Below are 14,333 nucleotides of genomic sequence, written 5' to 3' on the forward strand. Positions count from 1 at the left end.
CACGACCAAAAGGCTCCCTCGGGAGCCTTTTTGCTTTTCTAGAATCCGCGGGTTTCCCTGACACCCTCACCGAGCGCGCCATGCCCGTCAATCTCACCGCCCCCGATCCCGCCACCCTGTTGCCCGTGCCGGGCGTGCGCCTCGGCGTGACGATGGCCGGCGTGCGCAAGGCCAACCGGCGCGACCTGACCGTCATCGCGCTGGACGAGGGTGCCGCCGTGGCCGGCGTGTTCACGACCAACCGCTTCTGCGCCGCGCCGGTGCAGGTATGCCGCGAGCATCTGGCCGCAGGTGCCGCCATCCGCGCGCTGGTCATCAACACCGGCAATGCCAACGCCGGCACCGGCGCCGACGGCCTGGCCCGCGCGCGCCAGACCTGCGAGGCGCTGGCCGGCCTGATCGGCTGCCAGCCGCAGCAGGTGCTGCCGTTCTCCACCGGCGTCATCATGGAGACGCTGCCCGTCGACCGCATCGCCGCCGGCCTGCCCGGTGCGCTGGCCGCGCTGCAGCCGGCCAACTGGGGCGAGGCCGCGGCCGGCATCATGACGACGGACACGCTGCCCAAGGCGGCGTCGCGCCGCATCACTCTCGGCGGCGTGCCGGTCACGCTGACGGGCATCTCCAAGGGCGCCGGCATGATCCGCCCCAACATGGCGACGATGCTGGGCTTCGTCGCGACGGACGCCAACATCGCGCCGGCGCTGTTGCAGCCGCTCGTGAAGGAGGCCGCCGACGCGTCCTTCAACCGCATCACCATCGACGGCGACACCTCCACCAACGACTGCTTCCTGCTGATCGCGAGCCGCCAGGCGCAGCACGCCGAGATCACGTCGCTGGACAGCGCCGACGCGAAGACGCTGCGCGATGCGCTGATCGCGCTGAGCCAGGAACTGGCCCAGGCCATCGTGCGCGACGGCGAGGGCGCCACGAAGTTCATCGCCATCACCATCGAAGGCGGCCGCGACGAGGCCGAGTGCAAGCTGGCGGCCTACGCCATCGCCCACTCGCCGCTGGTCAAGACAGCGTTCTTCGCCAGCGACCCGAACCTGGGCCGCATCCTGGCCGCCGTCGGCTATGCCGGCATCACGGACCTGGACCAGGGCCTCATCGACCTGCACCTGGACGACGTACACGTCGTCACCCGCGGCGGCCGCCGGCCGGAGTACCGCGAGGAAGACGGCCAGCGCGTCATGAAGCAGAGCGAGATCACCATCCGCGTGGGCCTGAACCGCGGCACGGCCAGCGCCACCGTCTGGACCTGCGACCTCAGCCACGACTACGTGACGATCAACGCCGACTACCGGAGCTGACCTTCGACGCGGAGGCCGGCGCCGGGTCAAACCCGGAGTGACCATCGGCCGGGGTGGGTGGCGCGGAGACAATCCGCGCCTTCTAGACCCCCAGGACTTCGCACGATGAAGCTCGCCCTGACCGCCGTCACCCTCGCGGCCACGCTCGCCACCTCGGCCTACGCCCAGTCGCTGACCTACCCGGTCACGCGCAAGGTCGACCAGATCGACGGCTATCACGACACCGCCGTCGCCGACCCCTACCGCTGGCTGGAAGACGACAACAGCGCCGAGACCAAGGCCTGGGTCGTCGAGCAGAACAAGGTCACGGACAAGTTCCTCGAAGCCATGCCGCAGCGCCTGCCGGCGCGCCGCATCTACACCGAGCTCTACAACTTCGAACGCTTCGGCATCCCGTTCCGCGAGGGCGGCCGCTATTTCTGGAGCCGCAACGACGGCCTGCAGCAGCAGAACGTCATCTATACGGCCAAGACGCTGAAGGACACGCCCACGGTGGCGCTGGACCCCAACCTGCTGTCCAAGGACGGCACGGTGGCGCTCTCGGGCCTGGTGCCGTCGCGCGACGGCAAGCTGATCGCCTACGGCATCGCCGGCGCCGGCTCCGACTGGCAGACCTGGAAGGTGCGCGACCTTGCCACCGGCCAGGACCTGGACGACAAGATCGAGTGGGTCAAGTTCAGCAGCGCGGCCTGGACTGCCGATGGCCGCGGCTTCTTCTACTCGCGCTACGACGCGCCGAAGGACGGCGAGAAGCTCAAGGGCGCCAACTACTTCCAGAAGCTGTACTACCACCGCCTGGGCACGCCGCAGAGCGAGGACGTGCTGGTCACCGAGAACCGTGACGACAAGGAATGGGGCTTCGGCGCCGAGGTGTCCGACGACGGCCAGCTGCTGCTGATCAACGTCTGGAAGAGCGCCGGCAGCAAGAACGGCCTGCTGGTGCTGCCGTTGCCCAAGGGCAGCTTCGCGGGCGGCAAGCCGCAGCCCGTCACGCTGGACTTCGATGCGCTCTACAGCCCCGTCGCCGTGCACGGCAGCAAGCTGGTCGTGAAGACCGACAAGGGCGCGCCGCGCGGCAAGCTCATCGTCATCGACCTGAAGAACCCCGCGCCTGCCGGCTGGAAGACGCTGGTGGAGCAGGGCCCCGACGCCATGACCAGCGCGTCCGCCGTGGGCGGCCGCTACCTGCTGAGCTACCTGCACGACGCCGCCACGCTGGTGCGTGTGCACGGCGCCGACGGCAGGCCGCTCAGCGAGGTCAAGCTGCCCGGCGTGGGCACGGCCGGCGGCTTCGGTGGCCGCTGGAGCGACACGGAGACCTTCTTCAGCTACACCAGCCTGACGACACCGGCCGAGATCCATCGCTACGACGTGAAGACCGGCAAGATCGAGCTGTTCAAGAAGCCCAAGACCGCCTTCAACGCCGACGAGTTCGAGACCCGCCGCGAGTTCGTCACCAGCAAGGACGGCACGCGCTTCCCGATCTTCATCGCCGCGAAGAAGGGCCTGAAGCTGGACGGCACGAACCCGACGCTGCTGTACGGCTACGGCGGCTTCAACATCTCCATCACGCCGAGCTACGGCGTCACGTCGGCCTCGTGGCTGAAGATGGGCGGCGTCTATGTCATCGCGTCCATCCGCGGCGGCGGCGAATACGGCTCGGCCTGGCACGAAGCAGGCACGCAGCTGAAGAAGCAGAACGTGTTCGACGACTTCATCGCCGCCGGCGAATGGCTGGTCAAGAACAAGGTGGCCAGCCCGGCCACGCTGGCCATCAACGGCGGCTCCAACGGCGGCCTGCTGGTGGGCGCGGTGACCAACCAGCGCCCCGACCTGTTCGCCGCGGCCGTGCCGCAGGTGGGCGTGATGGACATGCTGCGCTACCAGAACTTCACCATCGGCTGGGCCTGGGCCACCGACTACGGCACCAGCGACAAGGCCGACATGTTCAAGGCGCTGTATGCCTACTCGCCGCTGCACAACATCAAGAGCGGCGCGAAGTACCCCGCCGTCATGGTGACCACGGGCGACCACGACGACCGCGTCGTGCCGGCGCACAGTTTCAAGTACACCGCCGCGCTGCAGGCCGCCGACACCGGCCCGGCGCCCAAGCTGATCCGCATCGAGGTCAACGCCGGCCACGGCGCCGGCAAGCCGACCTCCAAGATCATCGAGGAGCGCAGCGACATCCTGGCGTTCATCGCGAACACCATGAAACTCGAAGTCAAGTGAGCACGGAGGTCGCAATCCGCGACCTGGGCGTCGACGATGTCGACGCCCTCCTGGCGCTGTACCAGCACCTGAACGCCGGCGACGCGCCGCCATCACCCGAGGCGGTGCGCCGCGTGTTCGCGCACCCGGGGCTGCGCCACTTCGGGCGGTTCGACGGGGCGCAGCTCATCGCGAGCTGCAACCTCGCCGTCATCCCCAACCTGACGCGCGGCGGCCGCAGCTACGGCGTCATCGAGAACGTCGTGACCCACGCCGATCACCGCGGCCAGGGCCACGGCCAGGCCGTCATCCGGCATGCCATCGCGCAGGCCTGGGCGATGGACGCCTACAAGGTCGTGCTGACCACCAGCCGCAAGGACCCGGCCGTGTGGGCGTTCTACGAGCGCTGCGGCTTCAGCAGCAGCGACAAGCGCGCCTTCGTCATCCGCGCGCCCGCGGCAGGCTGAGCGTTCAGCACTGCGTGCGCAGCCACTCGCGCCAGTCGTCCACGCGGCCCAGGTAGCGGCCCACGTCGATCACCTGCCAGTCGTCGCCGCGCGCCAGCGCCAGCGTCGGAAAGCCCCGGCCGCCCAGGCGACCGAGCAGCGCGCGGCCGTCGTGCACATGCGCCCGCGTCGCATCGCCAAGGCAGGCGGCCAGCTCGCGGGCGAAGGCCTCGCCGTCCAGCCCCAGCGTTTCGGCGAGCTCGCGCAGCACGGCGGGGTCCGCGATGCGGCGCCCCTCGACGTAGTGGGCCTGCTGGATGCGCGGCAGCAGGTCCAGGCCGCAGCCGGCCAGCCGGTCGGCGGCCAGCACGGCCGCGATCGGCGGTTCCGAGTCGACCCAGGCCGTCGGGTCGTTCAGCAGGTCGTCGCGATAGGCATCGCCGAACGGCTGGCCGCTGAGCTGCGCGATGCGCAGGTCGTGCGGCAGCACGTGGGCGCGCCACTCGGCGCCCATGGTGCGGCGGGCGCCGTCCATGAACAGACCGCCGGCGTGGGCCTGCACCGGTAGCAGCTCGCGCGCGGCCTGCACCAGCGGCGACGCCGCCCAGCACCAGCCGCACAAGGGGTCGTGCAGGTAGTGCAGCCGGCTCACCACTTCATCTCCCCCTTGTTGACCTTGGCGCCGATGTCCAGCGCGATGCCCAGGCCCGCCTCCGGGTAGGCCTGCTGCAGCGAGCCGATCAGCGCGGCGGCGTTGGCGGCCTGGGGCAGTTCGGTCTCGAAGCGGGCGAGGTAGTCCTGCGTCCAGCGGATCTGCGTGACGTCCTGCGGCGTGCCGGCGCGGCTGTGGCCGGGGATGACGCGCAGCGGCTGCAGCGCCGCCATGGCCGACAGCTTGTCGCGCCAGGCGGCACGCTCCTGCGCCGTCTGCGTGTCGGCCGTCCACACGTGCAGGCCGGCGAACACGTTGACGCCACCGGCGATGGTGCGCAGCGACGGGATCCAGACATAGCTGCGGTGCGCCAGCGCGTCGTCCAGCCCGCGGATCTCCAGCTTCTCGCCCTCCAGCTCGATGACCGGCGTGGCCAGCGCCTCGGGCAGCGGCACGGCCTGCGGTGCGTTGGCGCCCAGGCGCGGGCCCCACACCTGCAGCTTGGTCGGCAGCGTGGCCGCGATCTTCTTGACCGTGGGCGCGGTGGCGACGACGCGGGCCTGCGGGAAGAAGGCCTTCAGCACGCCGATGCCGAAGTAGAAGTCCGGGTCGGCCTGGCTGATGTAGATGGTGGTCAGCGTCTTCTTGCTGTCCAGCACCAGGGCGGCGATGCGCAGCGCGTCGGCGCGGGTGAAGCCGGTGTCCAGCAGCACGGCGTCGGTCTTGCCGGACACGAGCACCGCGTTGACGTGGAAGCTGCCGGCGTCGGCGTTGTAGACCTGCAGCGCCAGTGGCGCCGGGGTGGCGGCCGGTGCGGCGGCTTGGGCGCCGGCGTCGGTGACGCTCAGCGTGAGCGCGGCCAGCGGCAGGGCGAGGCGGCGCAGCGTCTTGAGGGGGGTCATGGTGATCCTTGCAGAGTTGGAGGGAATGACTTGCACTCTATTTGCGCTGGTTGAATGAATAAACGCCGATAAAGTCGATGCTTTGTCAACTCAATCGATCAAATGTCCTGGAAGCGGCAGTCGACCGCTTGCGACGGATCGAAAGTCTCAATGCATCAAGACCTTGCTCACGGCGCCACGTCCGCCACGTCGGTCAGCAGCGCTGCAGGCCCGCTGGCCCGCCGCTTCGGGCCGCTGGCTGCGTTGCTCCTTCTCGTGGGCATGAGCCCACGTCGTCGTCGCGCCTTGCCAGCCGCCCGCCTCGGCGCGCCCTCGGGCCTGCCCAACTGCCGCTTCTAGGACCATGGACCGCCTGATCGCGATGCAGGTGTTCGTGGAGGTGGCCGAGCGCGGCAGCCTGACGCAAGCGTCCGACGCGCTGGGCATGTCGCGCGCGATGGTGTCGCGCTACCTGGAGAGCGTGGAGCGCTGGCTGGGCGCGCGGCTGCTGCAGCGCACGACGCGGCGCGTCAGCCTCACCGAGGCCGGTGCCGGCGCGCTGCTGCGTTGCCGCCAGATGCTGGAGCTGGCCCGCGAGGCCGAGGCGGCCGCCGGCGAGCAGCAGCTGGCGCCGCGCGGCCGGCTGCGCGTGACGGCCAGCGCCTCGCTGGCCCAGGCGCGGCTGGCCGCGGCGGTGGCCGACTTCCTGGCCCGGCACCCGGACTGCGAGGTGGAACTCGTCGTGCTGGAGCGCGCCGTCAACCTCGTCGAGGAGCGCATCGACCTGGCCGTGCGCATCAGCAACCAGCTGGACCCGGGCCTGGTGGCGCGGCCGCTGGGGCGCTTCAACTCGGTGTTGTGCGCCACGCCCGGCTACCTCGCCGGCGCGCCGCCGCTGCAGACGCCCGAGGACCTGCGCCAGCACCGCTGCGTGACGCATGCCTACGTCAACCGCAGCGACTACACGCTGCAGCAGGGCGGCCAGTGGCTGCGCGTGCCGGTGCGCTCGGTGCTGCAGAGCAACGACGCCGGCGTCATGCACCGCGCCGTGCTGGCCGGCGCGGGCCTGGCGATCCTGCCGGACTACCTCGTCGACGACGACCTGCGCACGGGCCGGCTGGTGCGCGTGCTGCCGGGCTGCGAGCCCGAGTCGCACGCCATCCACGGCGTCTACCTGTCGCGGCAGTACCAGCCGCTGGCGCTGCGGCTGCTGCTGGACTTCCTGGCCGAGCGGTTCGGCGCGCCGGCCTAGAAGTTCACGGCCTTGGTCTTCAGCCCGCGCGCCACCAGCGTCGCGTTGATGAGCTGCGCCTGCTCGCGGCTGGGGAAGGGCCAGACCGTGGCGCGCCAGCCTTCGGGCGTCTGGATGACGTCGGCCTGCAGCGAGTCGGGGTCACCGTGCACGCCCTTCAGGCTCTCCTTCATCTTCTTCAGCAGCGCCTCGGCATCGGCCTTGTTGCCCGGCGGGCCCACCAGCGCCACCGCGATCTTGGTGGGCGACTCGGCCATGCGCACCAGGCGCGGGTCGACGGGCTCGACGGCCTTCTCGATCGCCTTTTGCGCGGAGCGCTCGGTGGTTTTCTCCGCGGGGCTGGTGCCCGGTCTTTCCGTCGTCTTGCCAGTGGTGTCCGCTGCGGGCGGCGGCGCCGGCTTGTCGGCGCGCAGCGGCGGCCGGGTGATGCCGTCGGCGCGCTCGACCAGCCGTGGCCGGATGTCGGGCTGGGAGGCGGCGCTGTCGCTGGCGTCGGGCAGCGACGCGGCGGGCACGGGCACCGCCGCGGGCTCCACCGCCTGCGATGCCGGCGCCGAGGCGTGCTCCGCAACGCTGGCCGCCGATGCCGGTTCGGCGGGGGCGACCGGCGGTGGTGCCGTGGCGGGTGACGACGCGGCCGCCGCCGGGGGCTCAGGCGCCGGCTCGGCCGCGTGCCGCGGCCACAGCGCCCAGGCCGCCACCGCACCCAGCAGCGCGACCACCGCGGCGGCGATCGCCAGGCGCCGCGGGTCCCACAGGCGCCGGCCGATGATTTGCGACGGGATGCCGCGGCCGCACAGCACGCGCGTGCGCGCGCTGCCCACGTCGATGCCGGCGCTCATCAGGTACAGCTCGAACGGCCAGCCACCGTGGGCGCTGGCCAGCTTCTCGTCGATGACGATGACGCGCCAGGGCTGGGACTCGGGCGTCGCGGGCGGCTCGGCAAAACCGTGGGCCAGCGCAAAGCGCTCGATGCGGCCGGCGCCCAGCCCGGGCAGGAACTTCTCGCTGAAGGCGCGCCACTGCGTGCGCGGCTGGCGCCCCGGCAGCCGGCCGGCCAGGCGTGCAGGCAGCGCCTGCAGCCGCTGCAGCCACACGGCGCCGCGCGACACCGGCGGCGAGCCGTGCAGCTCGTCGAACGCGCTGACCGCGTCGGTCAGCACCGGCTCGGCAAAGCCGCCCGCCTGCGCCGTCGCGCGCACGAAGGGCAGGGCGACGACACCGACCGTGTGCACGTCGCCCACGCCGATGCGGCGGGCGAGGGGGTGGCGGTTGTGCCAGTCGACGATCTGTTCGGGCAGGCGCTCCATGACGCATGGATCATCGCCCAGCGGCGTGTGCAGCGGCCGCCTGAACAGCGCTGCCAAGCGGGGTCAGTTGCTGTGGCAGCCGCCTCGGCGCCGGCCGTATCACGGGCCCGGCGGGGGAGCTGTCAGGCGCGTCGGCGCTCAGCCCAGCCGCTTCAGCAGCCAGGCGTTGATGTCGGCGATCTCCTCGGCGCAGACCGAGTGCGGCATGGGGTACTGGTGCCACTCGATGTCGTGGCCCAGCGCAGCCAGCGCGTCGCGGCTGGCAGTGCCGCGCGGCAGCGCGACGATGGGATCCTGCGTGCCGTGGGCCAGGAAGAGAGGCAGGCCCGCGTTGGCGGCGTGGCGCTCGGCGGCGGTCGTCGCGGCCAGCGGCAGGTAGCCCGACATGCCCACCGCGCCGCCCAGCCGGTGCGGGTAGCGCAGCGCGGTCATCAGCGTCATCGCGCAGCCCTGCGAGAAGCCCATCAGCACGATGCGCTCGGCCGGCACGCCGCGCTCGCGCTCGCGGTCGATGAGCTCGGCGATCAGGTGCTGCGACTCGCGCAGGCCGGCCTCGTCCTCGCGGCGCACGAGGTCGGTCACGAGGATGTCGTACCAGGCACGCATCACGTAGCCGTTGTTGATCGTCACGGGCCGCGTCGGCGCGTGCGGGAACACGTAGCGCACGGGGCCCAGGGCGGTCAGGTCCAGTTCGCCGCAGATGGGCACGAAGTCATAGCCGTCGGCGCCCAGACCGTGCAGCACGATGATGCTCGTGCGCGGGTTGGGGGCGGTCTCGATCTCATGGGTCTCAAGCATGGGGTTTCCAGTCTTCGATGCGCAGTTCAAACAATCGGTCGCCGTGCGCGTCCAGCGCGTCGCCGGTGGGGCGCCAGCCGGCGCGGCGGTAGAACGCCTCGGCGCGCGAGCCGGGCTGCGTGCCCAGGTCCAGCCGGCGGTGGCCCTGCGCGAACAGCCAGTCCACCATGACGTCGTGCAGCTGCCGGCCGTAGCCCTGGCCGTGCATGGCGGGGTCCACGAACATCGCCCAGATGTGGCCGTCGCGGGCGTCGCCGATGGCAAAGCCGGCAATCTTCAGGTTCGGCTCGGGCTCCAGCTCCACCACCCAGCCGCGGCCGAACACCTCCAGGTGGGCGTGCAGCTCGGCGTCGCCGATGCGGCCCGGCGTCAGCGTGTTCTCGGTGACGGCGTAGCGCACGCGCCAGATCTCGGCGGTGTCGTCGCGGGTGGCTTGGCGCAGGCGTGACATGCCGTCATTGTCGCGACAGCCGGCGCCGCGTTCGCGCTTCATGATGCCGGCATGGGAAGCCTCTATCTCGTCCGCCACGGCCAGGCCAGCTTTGGTGCTGCCGACTACGACCAGCTCAGCGCCACCGGCCACGAGCAATGCCGCCTGCTGGGCGCCTACTGGCGCGAGCGCGGCCAGCGCTTCGACGCCGTCTTCACCGGCACGCTGCGCCGGCATGCGCAGTCGCTGGCGGGCATCGCCGAGGGGCTTGGCGACGACCTGCCCGCCGTCGCGCTGGCGGGCCTGAATGAGTACGACAGCGAGGCCATCGTGCGCGCCGTGCACCCCGAGCCGCTGGCCCGGCCTGCCGATGCCGAGTCGGTCAGGCAGCACTTCCGCCTGCTGCGCACGGGCCTGCTGGCCTGGATGCGCGGCGAGACGACACCGGAGGGCATGCCCACACATGCCGACTTCACAGCGGGCGTGGCCGACGCGCTGGCCCGCGTGCTGGCGCTGGGTGTCGGCCGCCAGGTGCTCATCGTCTCCAGCGGCGGGCCGATCTCGACGGCCGTGGGCCACGTGCTGGCCTGCCCGGCCGAGTCCGTCGTGGAGCTGAACCTGCGGCTGCGCAACTCGGCCGTGACGGAGTTCGTGTTCAACCCGAAGCGGCATCACCTCGTCACGTTCAACACCTTGCCGCATCTGGATACGGCGGCGACGCGCGGTCACATCACGCACGCTTGAGACAATCCGGCTCGATGTTCACGAGCCTGATCACCCCCCCGCCCGCCCAGACCGCGCCCGCGCACGAGCGCTTCCTGCACCTGGTGCGCCTGGCGCTGGCCTCGGGCCAGTTCGGCAAGCTGCTGCTGTCCGGCCCTGTTGGGGGCGATGGGGAGGACCAGGACGTCGAGCGCCTGACCGTGCGGCTCGTCGAGCTGCGCGGTGAGCCGGCGCTGAGCTTCCTGTGGCGGCACCGCACCAAGGACATCACGAAGAACCACGCGCCCGAGGCCGGCGTGGCCGAGATCGCCGCGCTGCTGGGGGCGCGCTTTCGCAACGCGCACCTGCACACCGCTTCCGAGGAAGTGCAGTTCGCCGTCAGTCGCAAGGGCCGCGAGACGCTGCGCGTGACGCGCCTGGACGGTGCCGAGGACGCGCCCGCACCGGCCGCGCACGACAAGGCCAAGCAGCGCCCGCTGGAGATGGCGCACCCGGTGTGGCGCGCGCTGGGGCTGACCCACGTCGTCAAGGGCGAGCCGGCGCTGGTGCCGGCGATGGCGCGCAAGTGGAAGCAGATCAACCGCTTCGTCGAGATCCTGTCCTCGGCCGTCGAGGAAGCCGGCCTGCAGGGCCCCGTGCGTGTGGCCGACTTCGGCTCCGGCAAGGGCTACCTGACCTTCGCCGTGCACGACTGGCTGCTGGCCCACGGCCTGCAGCCGCGCGTGACCGGCATCGAGCTGCGCGACGACATGGTCAAGCTGTGCAACGCCGTCATCGACGGTGAGCAGCTGAGCGGTATCCGCTTCGACCAGGGCGACGTGCGCACGCAGGCCGTGCAGCCGCTGGACGTGATGATCGCGCTGCATGCCTGCGACATCGCCACCGACCATGCGCTGCACGTGGGCCTGCAGAGCGGCGCCAAGGTCATCATGAGCTCGCCCTGCTGCCACAAGGAGTTGCGCCCGCAGATGACGCTGCCGGCGGTGCTGCGGCCCATGCTGCAGCACGGCATCCACCTGGGCCAGGAGGCCGAGATGGTGACCGACAGCCTGCGCGCGCTGCTGCTGGAGAGCCGGGGCTACCGCACGCAGGTGTTCGAGTTCATCGCGCTGGAGCACACCAGCAAGAACAAGATGATCCTGGCCGTGAAGGCGCAGGGCCCGGCCGCCGAGGCGCTGGCCGCGCGTCGGCCCGAGCTGCTGGCGCAGATTGCCGAGATCAAGCGCTTCTACGGGCTGCGGGAGCAGCGGCTGGAGCAACTGCTCGCGTAGCGCGGCAGGTGTGAAAACATCCGGACGTGGCGGCCAATAACTGACAGACTGCCGGCACCCACCCCTTGAGGCGACCTGAAGAGATGTCATTGGCAACCCAGGCGAACGGTCTGGCTGGCGGCGTGCCGGTGGATCAGCTGCTCGTGCTGATCATCGACGAGGTCGAACTGTCGCGTTCGGTGCTGGCCAGCATGCTGCGCGATCTGGGCGTGCGCCACCAGCACCTGCACATGGCGCGCCGACCGGAGGAGGCACGCCGGCTGATCCGCAGCGCATCGCAGCCCTACGACCTCATCATCAGCGACATGACGTTCCGGCAGCAGGGGCCGCACGACATGACCGGCCAGGACCTGCTGGACGAGCTGCGCCAGGCCAAGGGCCTGCCCATGCAGACGGCCTTCATCATGGTGACCGGCGAGGCCCGTTACCAGCATGTGGCCGAGGCGCTGGAAGGGGCGCTGGACGACTATCTGCTCAAGCCCATCACGGCGCGCCAGTTCGAGGAGCGGCTGCAGGTGGTGCTGGCGCGCAAGCTGGCCTTCAGAGCGGTGTTCCAGGCCATCGCGTCGGGTGACTACGCGAACGCCGCCGCGCTGTGCGAGGCCATGTTCCGCGACGGCGCGGGCTACGCGGTCTATGCCGCACGCATCGCGTCGGAGCTGTACCTGCGGCTGGGCCGGCTGGACGCCGCGCGGCGCATGCTCGAGGCGGTGCTGGCCTGCAAGGCCGTGCCGTGGGCGAAGCTGGGCCTGGCGCGGCTGGACCTCAGCGGCGCCGACGCCGACAAGGCCTGCCGCGCGCTGGAGACGCTGCTGACCGAGAACCCGGCCTATGCCGACGCCTACGACGTCTACGGGCACGCGCTGCTGGAGGACATGAAGGTCGAGGCCGCGGCCGACGTGCTGGCCAAGGCGGTGCAGATCACGCCCGGCAACGTCTCGCGCCTGCAGAAGCTGGGCTCGCTGCAGCTCTACCTGGGCCAGAGCGCGGAAGCGGCGCGCCACCTCGGCGCGGCGCTGACCATCGGGGCGCAGTCGCGGGCGCTGGACTACCAGGGCGTCGTCGCGCTGGCCATCGCGAGCCTGGACCTGGCCCAGGTGGACGGCGCCGAGCGGGCCTACCGCTGCCTGGAGGCGGCACTGGGCCGCCACCCCGACAGCTACCGGGTGCGCATGCTGAAGCTTGCCGCGGAGGTGGCGCTGCAGCTGGCGCTGCGCCGCGCCGCGTCGGCGCTGGCAGGGCTGCGCGAGCTGGCCGCGCAGATCGCCCAGCCCGAATTCACCTACGAAATGGCCAGCAGCCTGCTGCAGCTGCTGGTGCGCAGCGCCGGCCAGCAACCCATTCCCGAGGCCATGACCTGGATCGCGCAGCTGGCGCGGCGCTTCTGCATCTCGCGGCCGCGCACCCATCTGCTGGAGCTGGCCGCCGCGCCCATGCCGGCCGTCGAGCTGCTGGTGCGCGACATGGCCCAGGCCATCAACGCACAGGCCAACGAGGCGATGTCGTACCTGGTCGGCAAGCAGCACCAGCGCACGCTGGAGGCGCTGGCCGAGCTGGCCAGCACCAGCCTGAACGCACGCATCATCAACCTGGCCCGCGCGACGTTGAACCACCATGGCCAGCGCCTGCCGCCCGACGTGTTGCTGCGGCTGCGGCAGGCCATCGACCCGCTGCATGCCAGCCACACCGACGCCGGCCGCCGGCTGGTGGCGCGACGAGACTGAGCCTGACCCAGCCTGCATTGACCGAGGACCCTCATGAGCACCGATCTCACCCCCGTCTTCCACCAGATCGCGCGTGAACTGGCCGGCCAGCCGGGTGTCGAGCTGGCCGACAGCGCGAAGAAGTCGTTCGGCGCCGGCACGCTGAAGGTGCACGGCAAGATCTTTGCGATGGTGTCGTCGGCGGGGCACTTCGTCGTCAAGCTGCCGCGCGCCCGCGTCGAGGCGTTGGTGGCGCAGGGCGCCGGCGAGCGGTTCGACCCCGGCCACGGCCGCGTCATGAAGGAGTGGCTGCAACTGGCCCGTCCTACGCCGGCGGTGTGTCTGGCGCTGTCGCGCGAGGCGCTGGCCTTCGTGGCGGGTGGCTGAGGTTCAGGCTCGGCCCGGTCAGGCTGCGCGACGGCGCCGCGCCAGCACGGCGAGGCAGCCCAGACCGGACGGCACCTGCGCCCAGCGGCCCGGCGCGGGCCCCGGTATCGCGCTGGTGACGAAGTGGCCGTCGGCGGCCAGCCCGTTGGCGCCGGCAGCGTCGTGGAAGGCCGGCGCCGTCAGCACCAGGTTGCTGTACATGAAGCCGTTGCCAGGCACGTCGTTCTGCGCGGGGGGGCGGAGAACCGTTGGCGGGCGGTGCTCATCCGGCGTCTCCTCGGCAAGGGAAGCCCAGTGTTGGCAGCGCCCGTTAGGCAGACGTTCGCTGCGGGGGGCCGCGTGGCCCCCCGCAGACGGGGATCAGCGACGTTGCTGGCGCCGCAGTGCCAGGCTGAGGCTGAGCAGCCCGGCCAGCAGCAGCGCCACGCTGGCCGGCTCGGGCACGGCGGCGGCCTGCTCCACGCCGCTGAGGTGCAGGCGCCAGAAGCCGCCCTTCTGGTCGTTGGCGTTGACGTCGTAGCTGGGCTGGTTCCAGGCGGCCAGCGCGATGGGGGTGTCGCCGTCGTACACAAAGCCCTGCTGCAGCGTCGTGCCCTGCGCGTTGTTGGACGCGGCGTTGAGCACCAGCCGGTAGCTGCCGGCCGTGGTGGCCGTGAACTGCAGGCCGGCGTCGTAGTAGCCGGCACCGGCGTTGACGAGGCTGCCGCCGTCGTCGTCGGCCTGCACGATGGTGCCGCCCGAGGCCAGGAACAGCTGCGGGTCGAAGTTCAGGCCCGACTGCCAGGAGTCGGTCCACAGGCTGACCGAGCTGCCGGCGGCGACCTGGAAGTCGATGACGATCTTGTCGTTGTGGTTCGCGGCCTGGCCCGAGAAGCTGAAGTCGGCGGCGTTGGCGCCCAGTGCCGAGGCGGCGAGGGCGAGTGAGAGCAGGTGCTTGTGCATGTCGTGTCCTTGAGGTG

16 protein-coding genes are annotated in these 14,333 nt (G+C 71.2%); 9 read left to right on the forward strand and 7 right to left on the reverse strand.

Going from position 1 to position 14,333, the window contains the following annotated elements:
- The first annotated feature begins 80 nt into the window (after positions 1-80).
- The 3 genes from argJ (at position 81) to ACG04Q_RS16495 (ending at position 3,988) form a co-directional block, all read left to right on the forward strand.
- Positions 81-1,310, forward strand: coding sequence for a bifunctional glutamate N-acetyltransferase/amino-acid acetyltransferase ArgJ (argJ, locus tag ACG04Q_RS16485; protein WP_394512068.1), 1,230 nt, complete (start codon positions 81-83; stop codon positions 1,308-1,310).
- 105 nt (positions 1,311-1,415) lie between these two features.
- Entirely contained in the window at positions 1,416-3,542 is a 2,127-nt protein-coding gene (locus ACG04Q_RS16490; RefSeq protein WP_394512070.1) for a prolyl oligopeptidase family serine peptidase, read from the forward strand.
- Complete coding sequence (locus ACG04Q_RS16495; protein WP_394512072.1) at positions 3,539-3,988, forward strand: GNAT family N-acetyltransferase; 450 nt, start codon at positions 3,539-3,541, stop codon at positions 3,986-3,988. The genes ACG04Q_RS16490 and ACG04Q_RS16495 overlap by 4 nt, the downstream gene beginning before the upstream one ends.
- A 4-nt stretch (positions 3,989-3,992) precedes the next feature.
- On the opposite strand, the gene ACG04Q_RS16500 is transcribed toward ACG04Q_RS16495, so the two are convergent.
- Both ACG04Q_RS16500 and ACG04Q_RS16505 read right to left on the reverse strand, forming a co-directional pair.
- Positions 3,993-4,619 carry a DsbA family protein gene (locus tag ACG04Q_RS16500; protein ID WP_394512074.1) on the reverse strand — a complete coding sequence of 209 codons (627 nt, stop codon included), beginning with the start codon at positions 4,617-4,619 and terminating at the stop codon, positions 3,993-3,995.
- Positions 4,616-5,521, reverse strand: coding sequence for an MBL fold metallo-hydrolase (locus ACG04Q_RS16505; RefSeq protein ID WP_394512076.1), 906 nt, complete (start codon positions 5,519-5,521; stop codon positions 4,616-4,618). Before ACG04Q_RS16505 ends, ACG04Q_RS16500 begins: the two co-directional genes overlap by 4 nt.
- A gap of 150 nt (positions 5,522-5,671) precedes the next feature.
- On the opposite strand from ACG04Q_RS16505, the gene ACG04Q_RS16510 reads away from it, so the two are divergent.
- A complete protein-coding gene (locus tag ACG04Q_RS16510; RefSeq protein ID WP_394512078.1) occupies positions 5,672-5,860 on the forward strand; it encodes a hypothetical protein in 189 nt (62 codons plus the stop codon).
- A gap of 4 nt (positions 5,861-5,864) precedes the next feature.
- Positions 5,865-6,752 (forward strand): LysR family transcriptional regulator, encoded by an 888-nt coding sequence (locus tag ACG04Q_RS16515; RefSeq protein WP_394512080.1) that lies wholly within the window; start codon positions 5,865-5,867, stop codon positions 6,750-6,752.
- On the opposite strand, the gene ACG04Q_RS16520 is transcribed toward ACG04Q_RS16515, so the two are convergent.
- The 3 genes from ACG04Q_RS16520 to ACG04Q_RS16530 all read right to left on the reverse strand — a co-directional run bounded on the left by ACG04Q_RS16520 (position 6,749) and on the right by ACG04Q_RS16530 (position 9,311).
- Positions 6,749-8,062, reverse strand: a complete 1,314-nt coding sequence (locus tag ACG04Q_RS16520) for a hypothetical protein (protein WP_394512081.1) — start codon at positions 8,060-8,062, stop codon at positions 6,749-6,751. The two genes, ACG04Q_RS16515 and ACG04Q_RS16520, sit on opposite strands and share 4 nt — an antisense overlap.
- 138 nt (positions 8,063-8,200) lie before the next feature.
- Positions 8,201-8,860: an alpha/beta hydrolase gene (locus ACG04Q_RS16525; protein WP_394512082.1), complete on the reverse strand. Its 660-nt coding sequence runs from the start codon at positions 8,858-8,860 to the stop codon at positions 8,201-8,203.
- Complete coding sequence (locus ACG04Q_RS16530) at positions 8,853-9,311, reverse strand: GNAT family N-acetyltransferase (protein ID WP_394512084.1); 459 nt, start codon at positions 9,309-9,311, stop codon at positions 8,853-8,855. The genes ACG04Q_RS16525 and ACG04Q_RS16530 overlap by 8 nt, the downstream gene beginning before the upstream one ends.
- Before the next feature lie 51 nt (positions 9,312-9,362).
- Here ACG04Q_RS16530 and ACG04Q_RS16535 point away from each other — a divergent pair, with 51 nt between their 5' ends.
- From ACG04Q_RS16535 to ACG04Q_RS16550, 4 genes are all read left to right on the forward strand, one after another.
- Positions 9,363-10,034, forward strand: coding sequence for a histidine phosphatase family protein (locus tag ACG04Q_RS16535; protein ID WP_394512086.1), 672 nt, complete (start codon positions 9,363-9,365; stop codon positions 10,032-10,034).
- A 14-nt stretch (positions 10,035-10,048) separates the two neighbouring features.
- Positions 10,049-11,284 carry a class I SAM-dependent methyltransferase gene (locus ACG04Q_RS16540; RefSeq protein ID WP_394512087.1) on the forward strand — a complete coding sequence of 412 codons (1,236 nt, stop codon included), beginning with the start codon at positions 10,049-10,051 and terminating at the stop codon, positions 11,282-11,284.
- A gap of 83 nt (positions 11,285-11,367) precedes the next feature.
- On the forward strand, positions 11,368-13,008 hold the full coding sequence (locus tag ACG04Q_RS16545) for a response regulator (protein ID WP_394512088.1): 1,641 nt from the start codon (positions 11,368-11,370) through the stop codon (positions 13,006-13,008).
- 33 nt (positions 13,009-13,041) lie between these two features.
- A complete protein-coding gene (locus ACG04Q_RS16550; RefSeq protein WP_394512089.1) occupies positions 13,042-13,374 on the forward strand; it encodes an MmcQ/YjbR family DNA-binding protein in 333 nt (110 codons plus the stop codon).
- A gap of 18 nt (positions 13,375-13,392) precedes the next feature.
- Here ACG04Q_RS16550 and ACG04Q_RS16555 read toward each other — a convergent pair whose 3' ends face one another.
- The gene (locus tag ACG04Q_RS16555; RefSeq protein WP_394512091.1) at positions 13,393-13,575 is read right to left on the reverse strand and encodes a hypothetical protein; all 183 of its coding nucleotides are present in this window, start codon (positions 13,573-13,575) and stop codon (positions 13,393-13,395) included.
- A gap of 159 nt (positions 13,576-13,734) precedes the next feature.
- The gene (locus tag ACG04Q_RS16560; protein ID WP_394512093.1) at positions 13,735-14,316 is read right to left on the reverse strand and encodes a DVUA0089 family protein; all 582 of its coding nucleotides are present in this window, start codon (positions 14,314-14,316) and stop codon (positions 13,735-13,737) included.
- Between the last annotated feature and the right edge of the window lie 17 nt (positions 14,317-14,333).

The organism is Pelomonas lactea, from assembly GCF_043555885.1.
In the GTDB taxonomy this organism is placed as follows: domain Bacteria; phylum Pseudomonadota; class Gammaproteobacteria; order Burkholderiales; family Burkholderiaceae_C; genus Pelomonas; species Pelomonas lactea.

Coding starts and splice junctions, on each gene's coding strand:
- argJ (WP_394512068.1), top strand. CDS start 81: ATGCCCGTCAATCTCACCGCCCCCGATCCCGCCACCCTGTTGCCCGTG.
- ACG04Q_RS16490 (WP_394512070.1), top strand. CDS start 1,416: ATGAAGCTCGCCCTGACCGCCGTCACCCTCGCGGCCACGCTCGCCACC.
- ACG04Q_RS16505 (WP_394512076.1), bottom strand. CDS start 5,521: ATGACCCCCCTCAAGACGCTGCGCCGCCTCGCCCTGCCGCTGGCCGCG.
- ACG04Q_RS16510 (WP_394512078.1), top strand. CDS start 5,672: ATGCATCAAGACCTTGCTCACGGCGCCACGTCCGCCACGTCGGTCAGC.
- ACG04Q_RS16515 (WP_394512080.1), top strand. CDS start 5,865: ATGGACCGCCTGATCGCGATGCAGGTGTTCGTGGAGGTGGCCGAGCGC.
- ACG04Q_RS16520 (WP_394512081.1), bottom strand. CDS start 8,062: ATGGAGCGCCTGCCCGAACAGATCGTCGACTGGCACAACCGCCACCCC.
- ACG04Q_RS16525 (WP_394512082.1), bottom strand. CDS start 8,860: ATGCTTGAGACCCATGAGATCGAGACCGCCCCCAACCCGCGCACGAGC.
- ACG04Q_RS16530 (WP_394512084.1), bottom strand. CDS start 9,311: ATGTCACGCCTGCGCCAAGCCACCCGCGACGACACCGCCGAGATCTGG.
- ACG04Q_RS16535 (WP_394512086.1), top strand. CDS start 9,363: ATGGGAAGCCTCTATCTCGTCCGCCACGGCCAGGCCAGCTTTGGTGCT.
- ACG04Q_RS16540 (WP_394512087.1), top strand. CDS start 10,049: ATGTTCACGAGCCTGATCACCCCCCCGCCCGCCCAGACCGCGCCCGCG.
- ACG04Q_RS16545 (WP_394512088.1), top strand. CDS start 11,368: ATGTCATTGGCAACCCAGGCGAACGGTCTGGCTGGCGGCGTGCCGGTG.
- ACG04Q_RS16550 (WP_394512089.1), top strand. CDS start 13,042: ATGAGCACCGATCTCACCCCCGTCTTCCACCAGATCGCGCGTGAACTG.
- ACG04Q_RS16555 (WP_394512091.1), bottom strand. CDS start 13,575: ATGTACAGCAACCTGGTGCTGACGGCGCCGGCCTTCCACGACGCTGCC.
- ACG04Q_RS16560 (WP_394512093.1), bottom strand. CDS start 14,316: ATGCACAAGCACCTGCTCTCACTCGCCCTCGCCGCCTCGGCACTGGGC.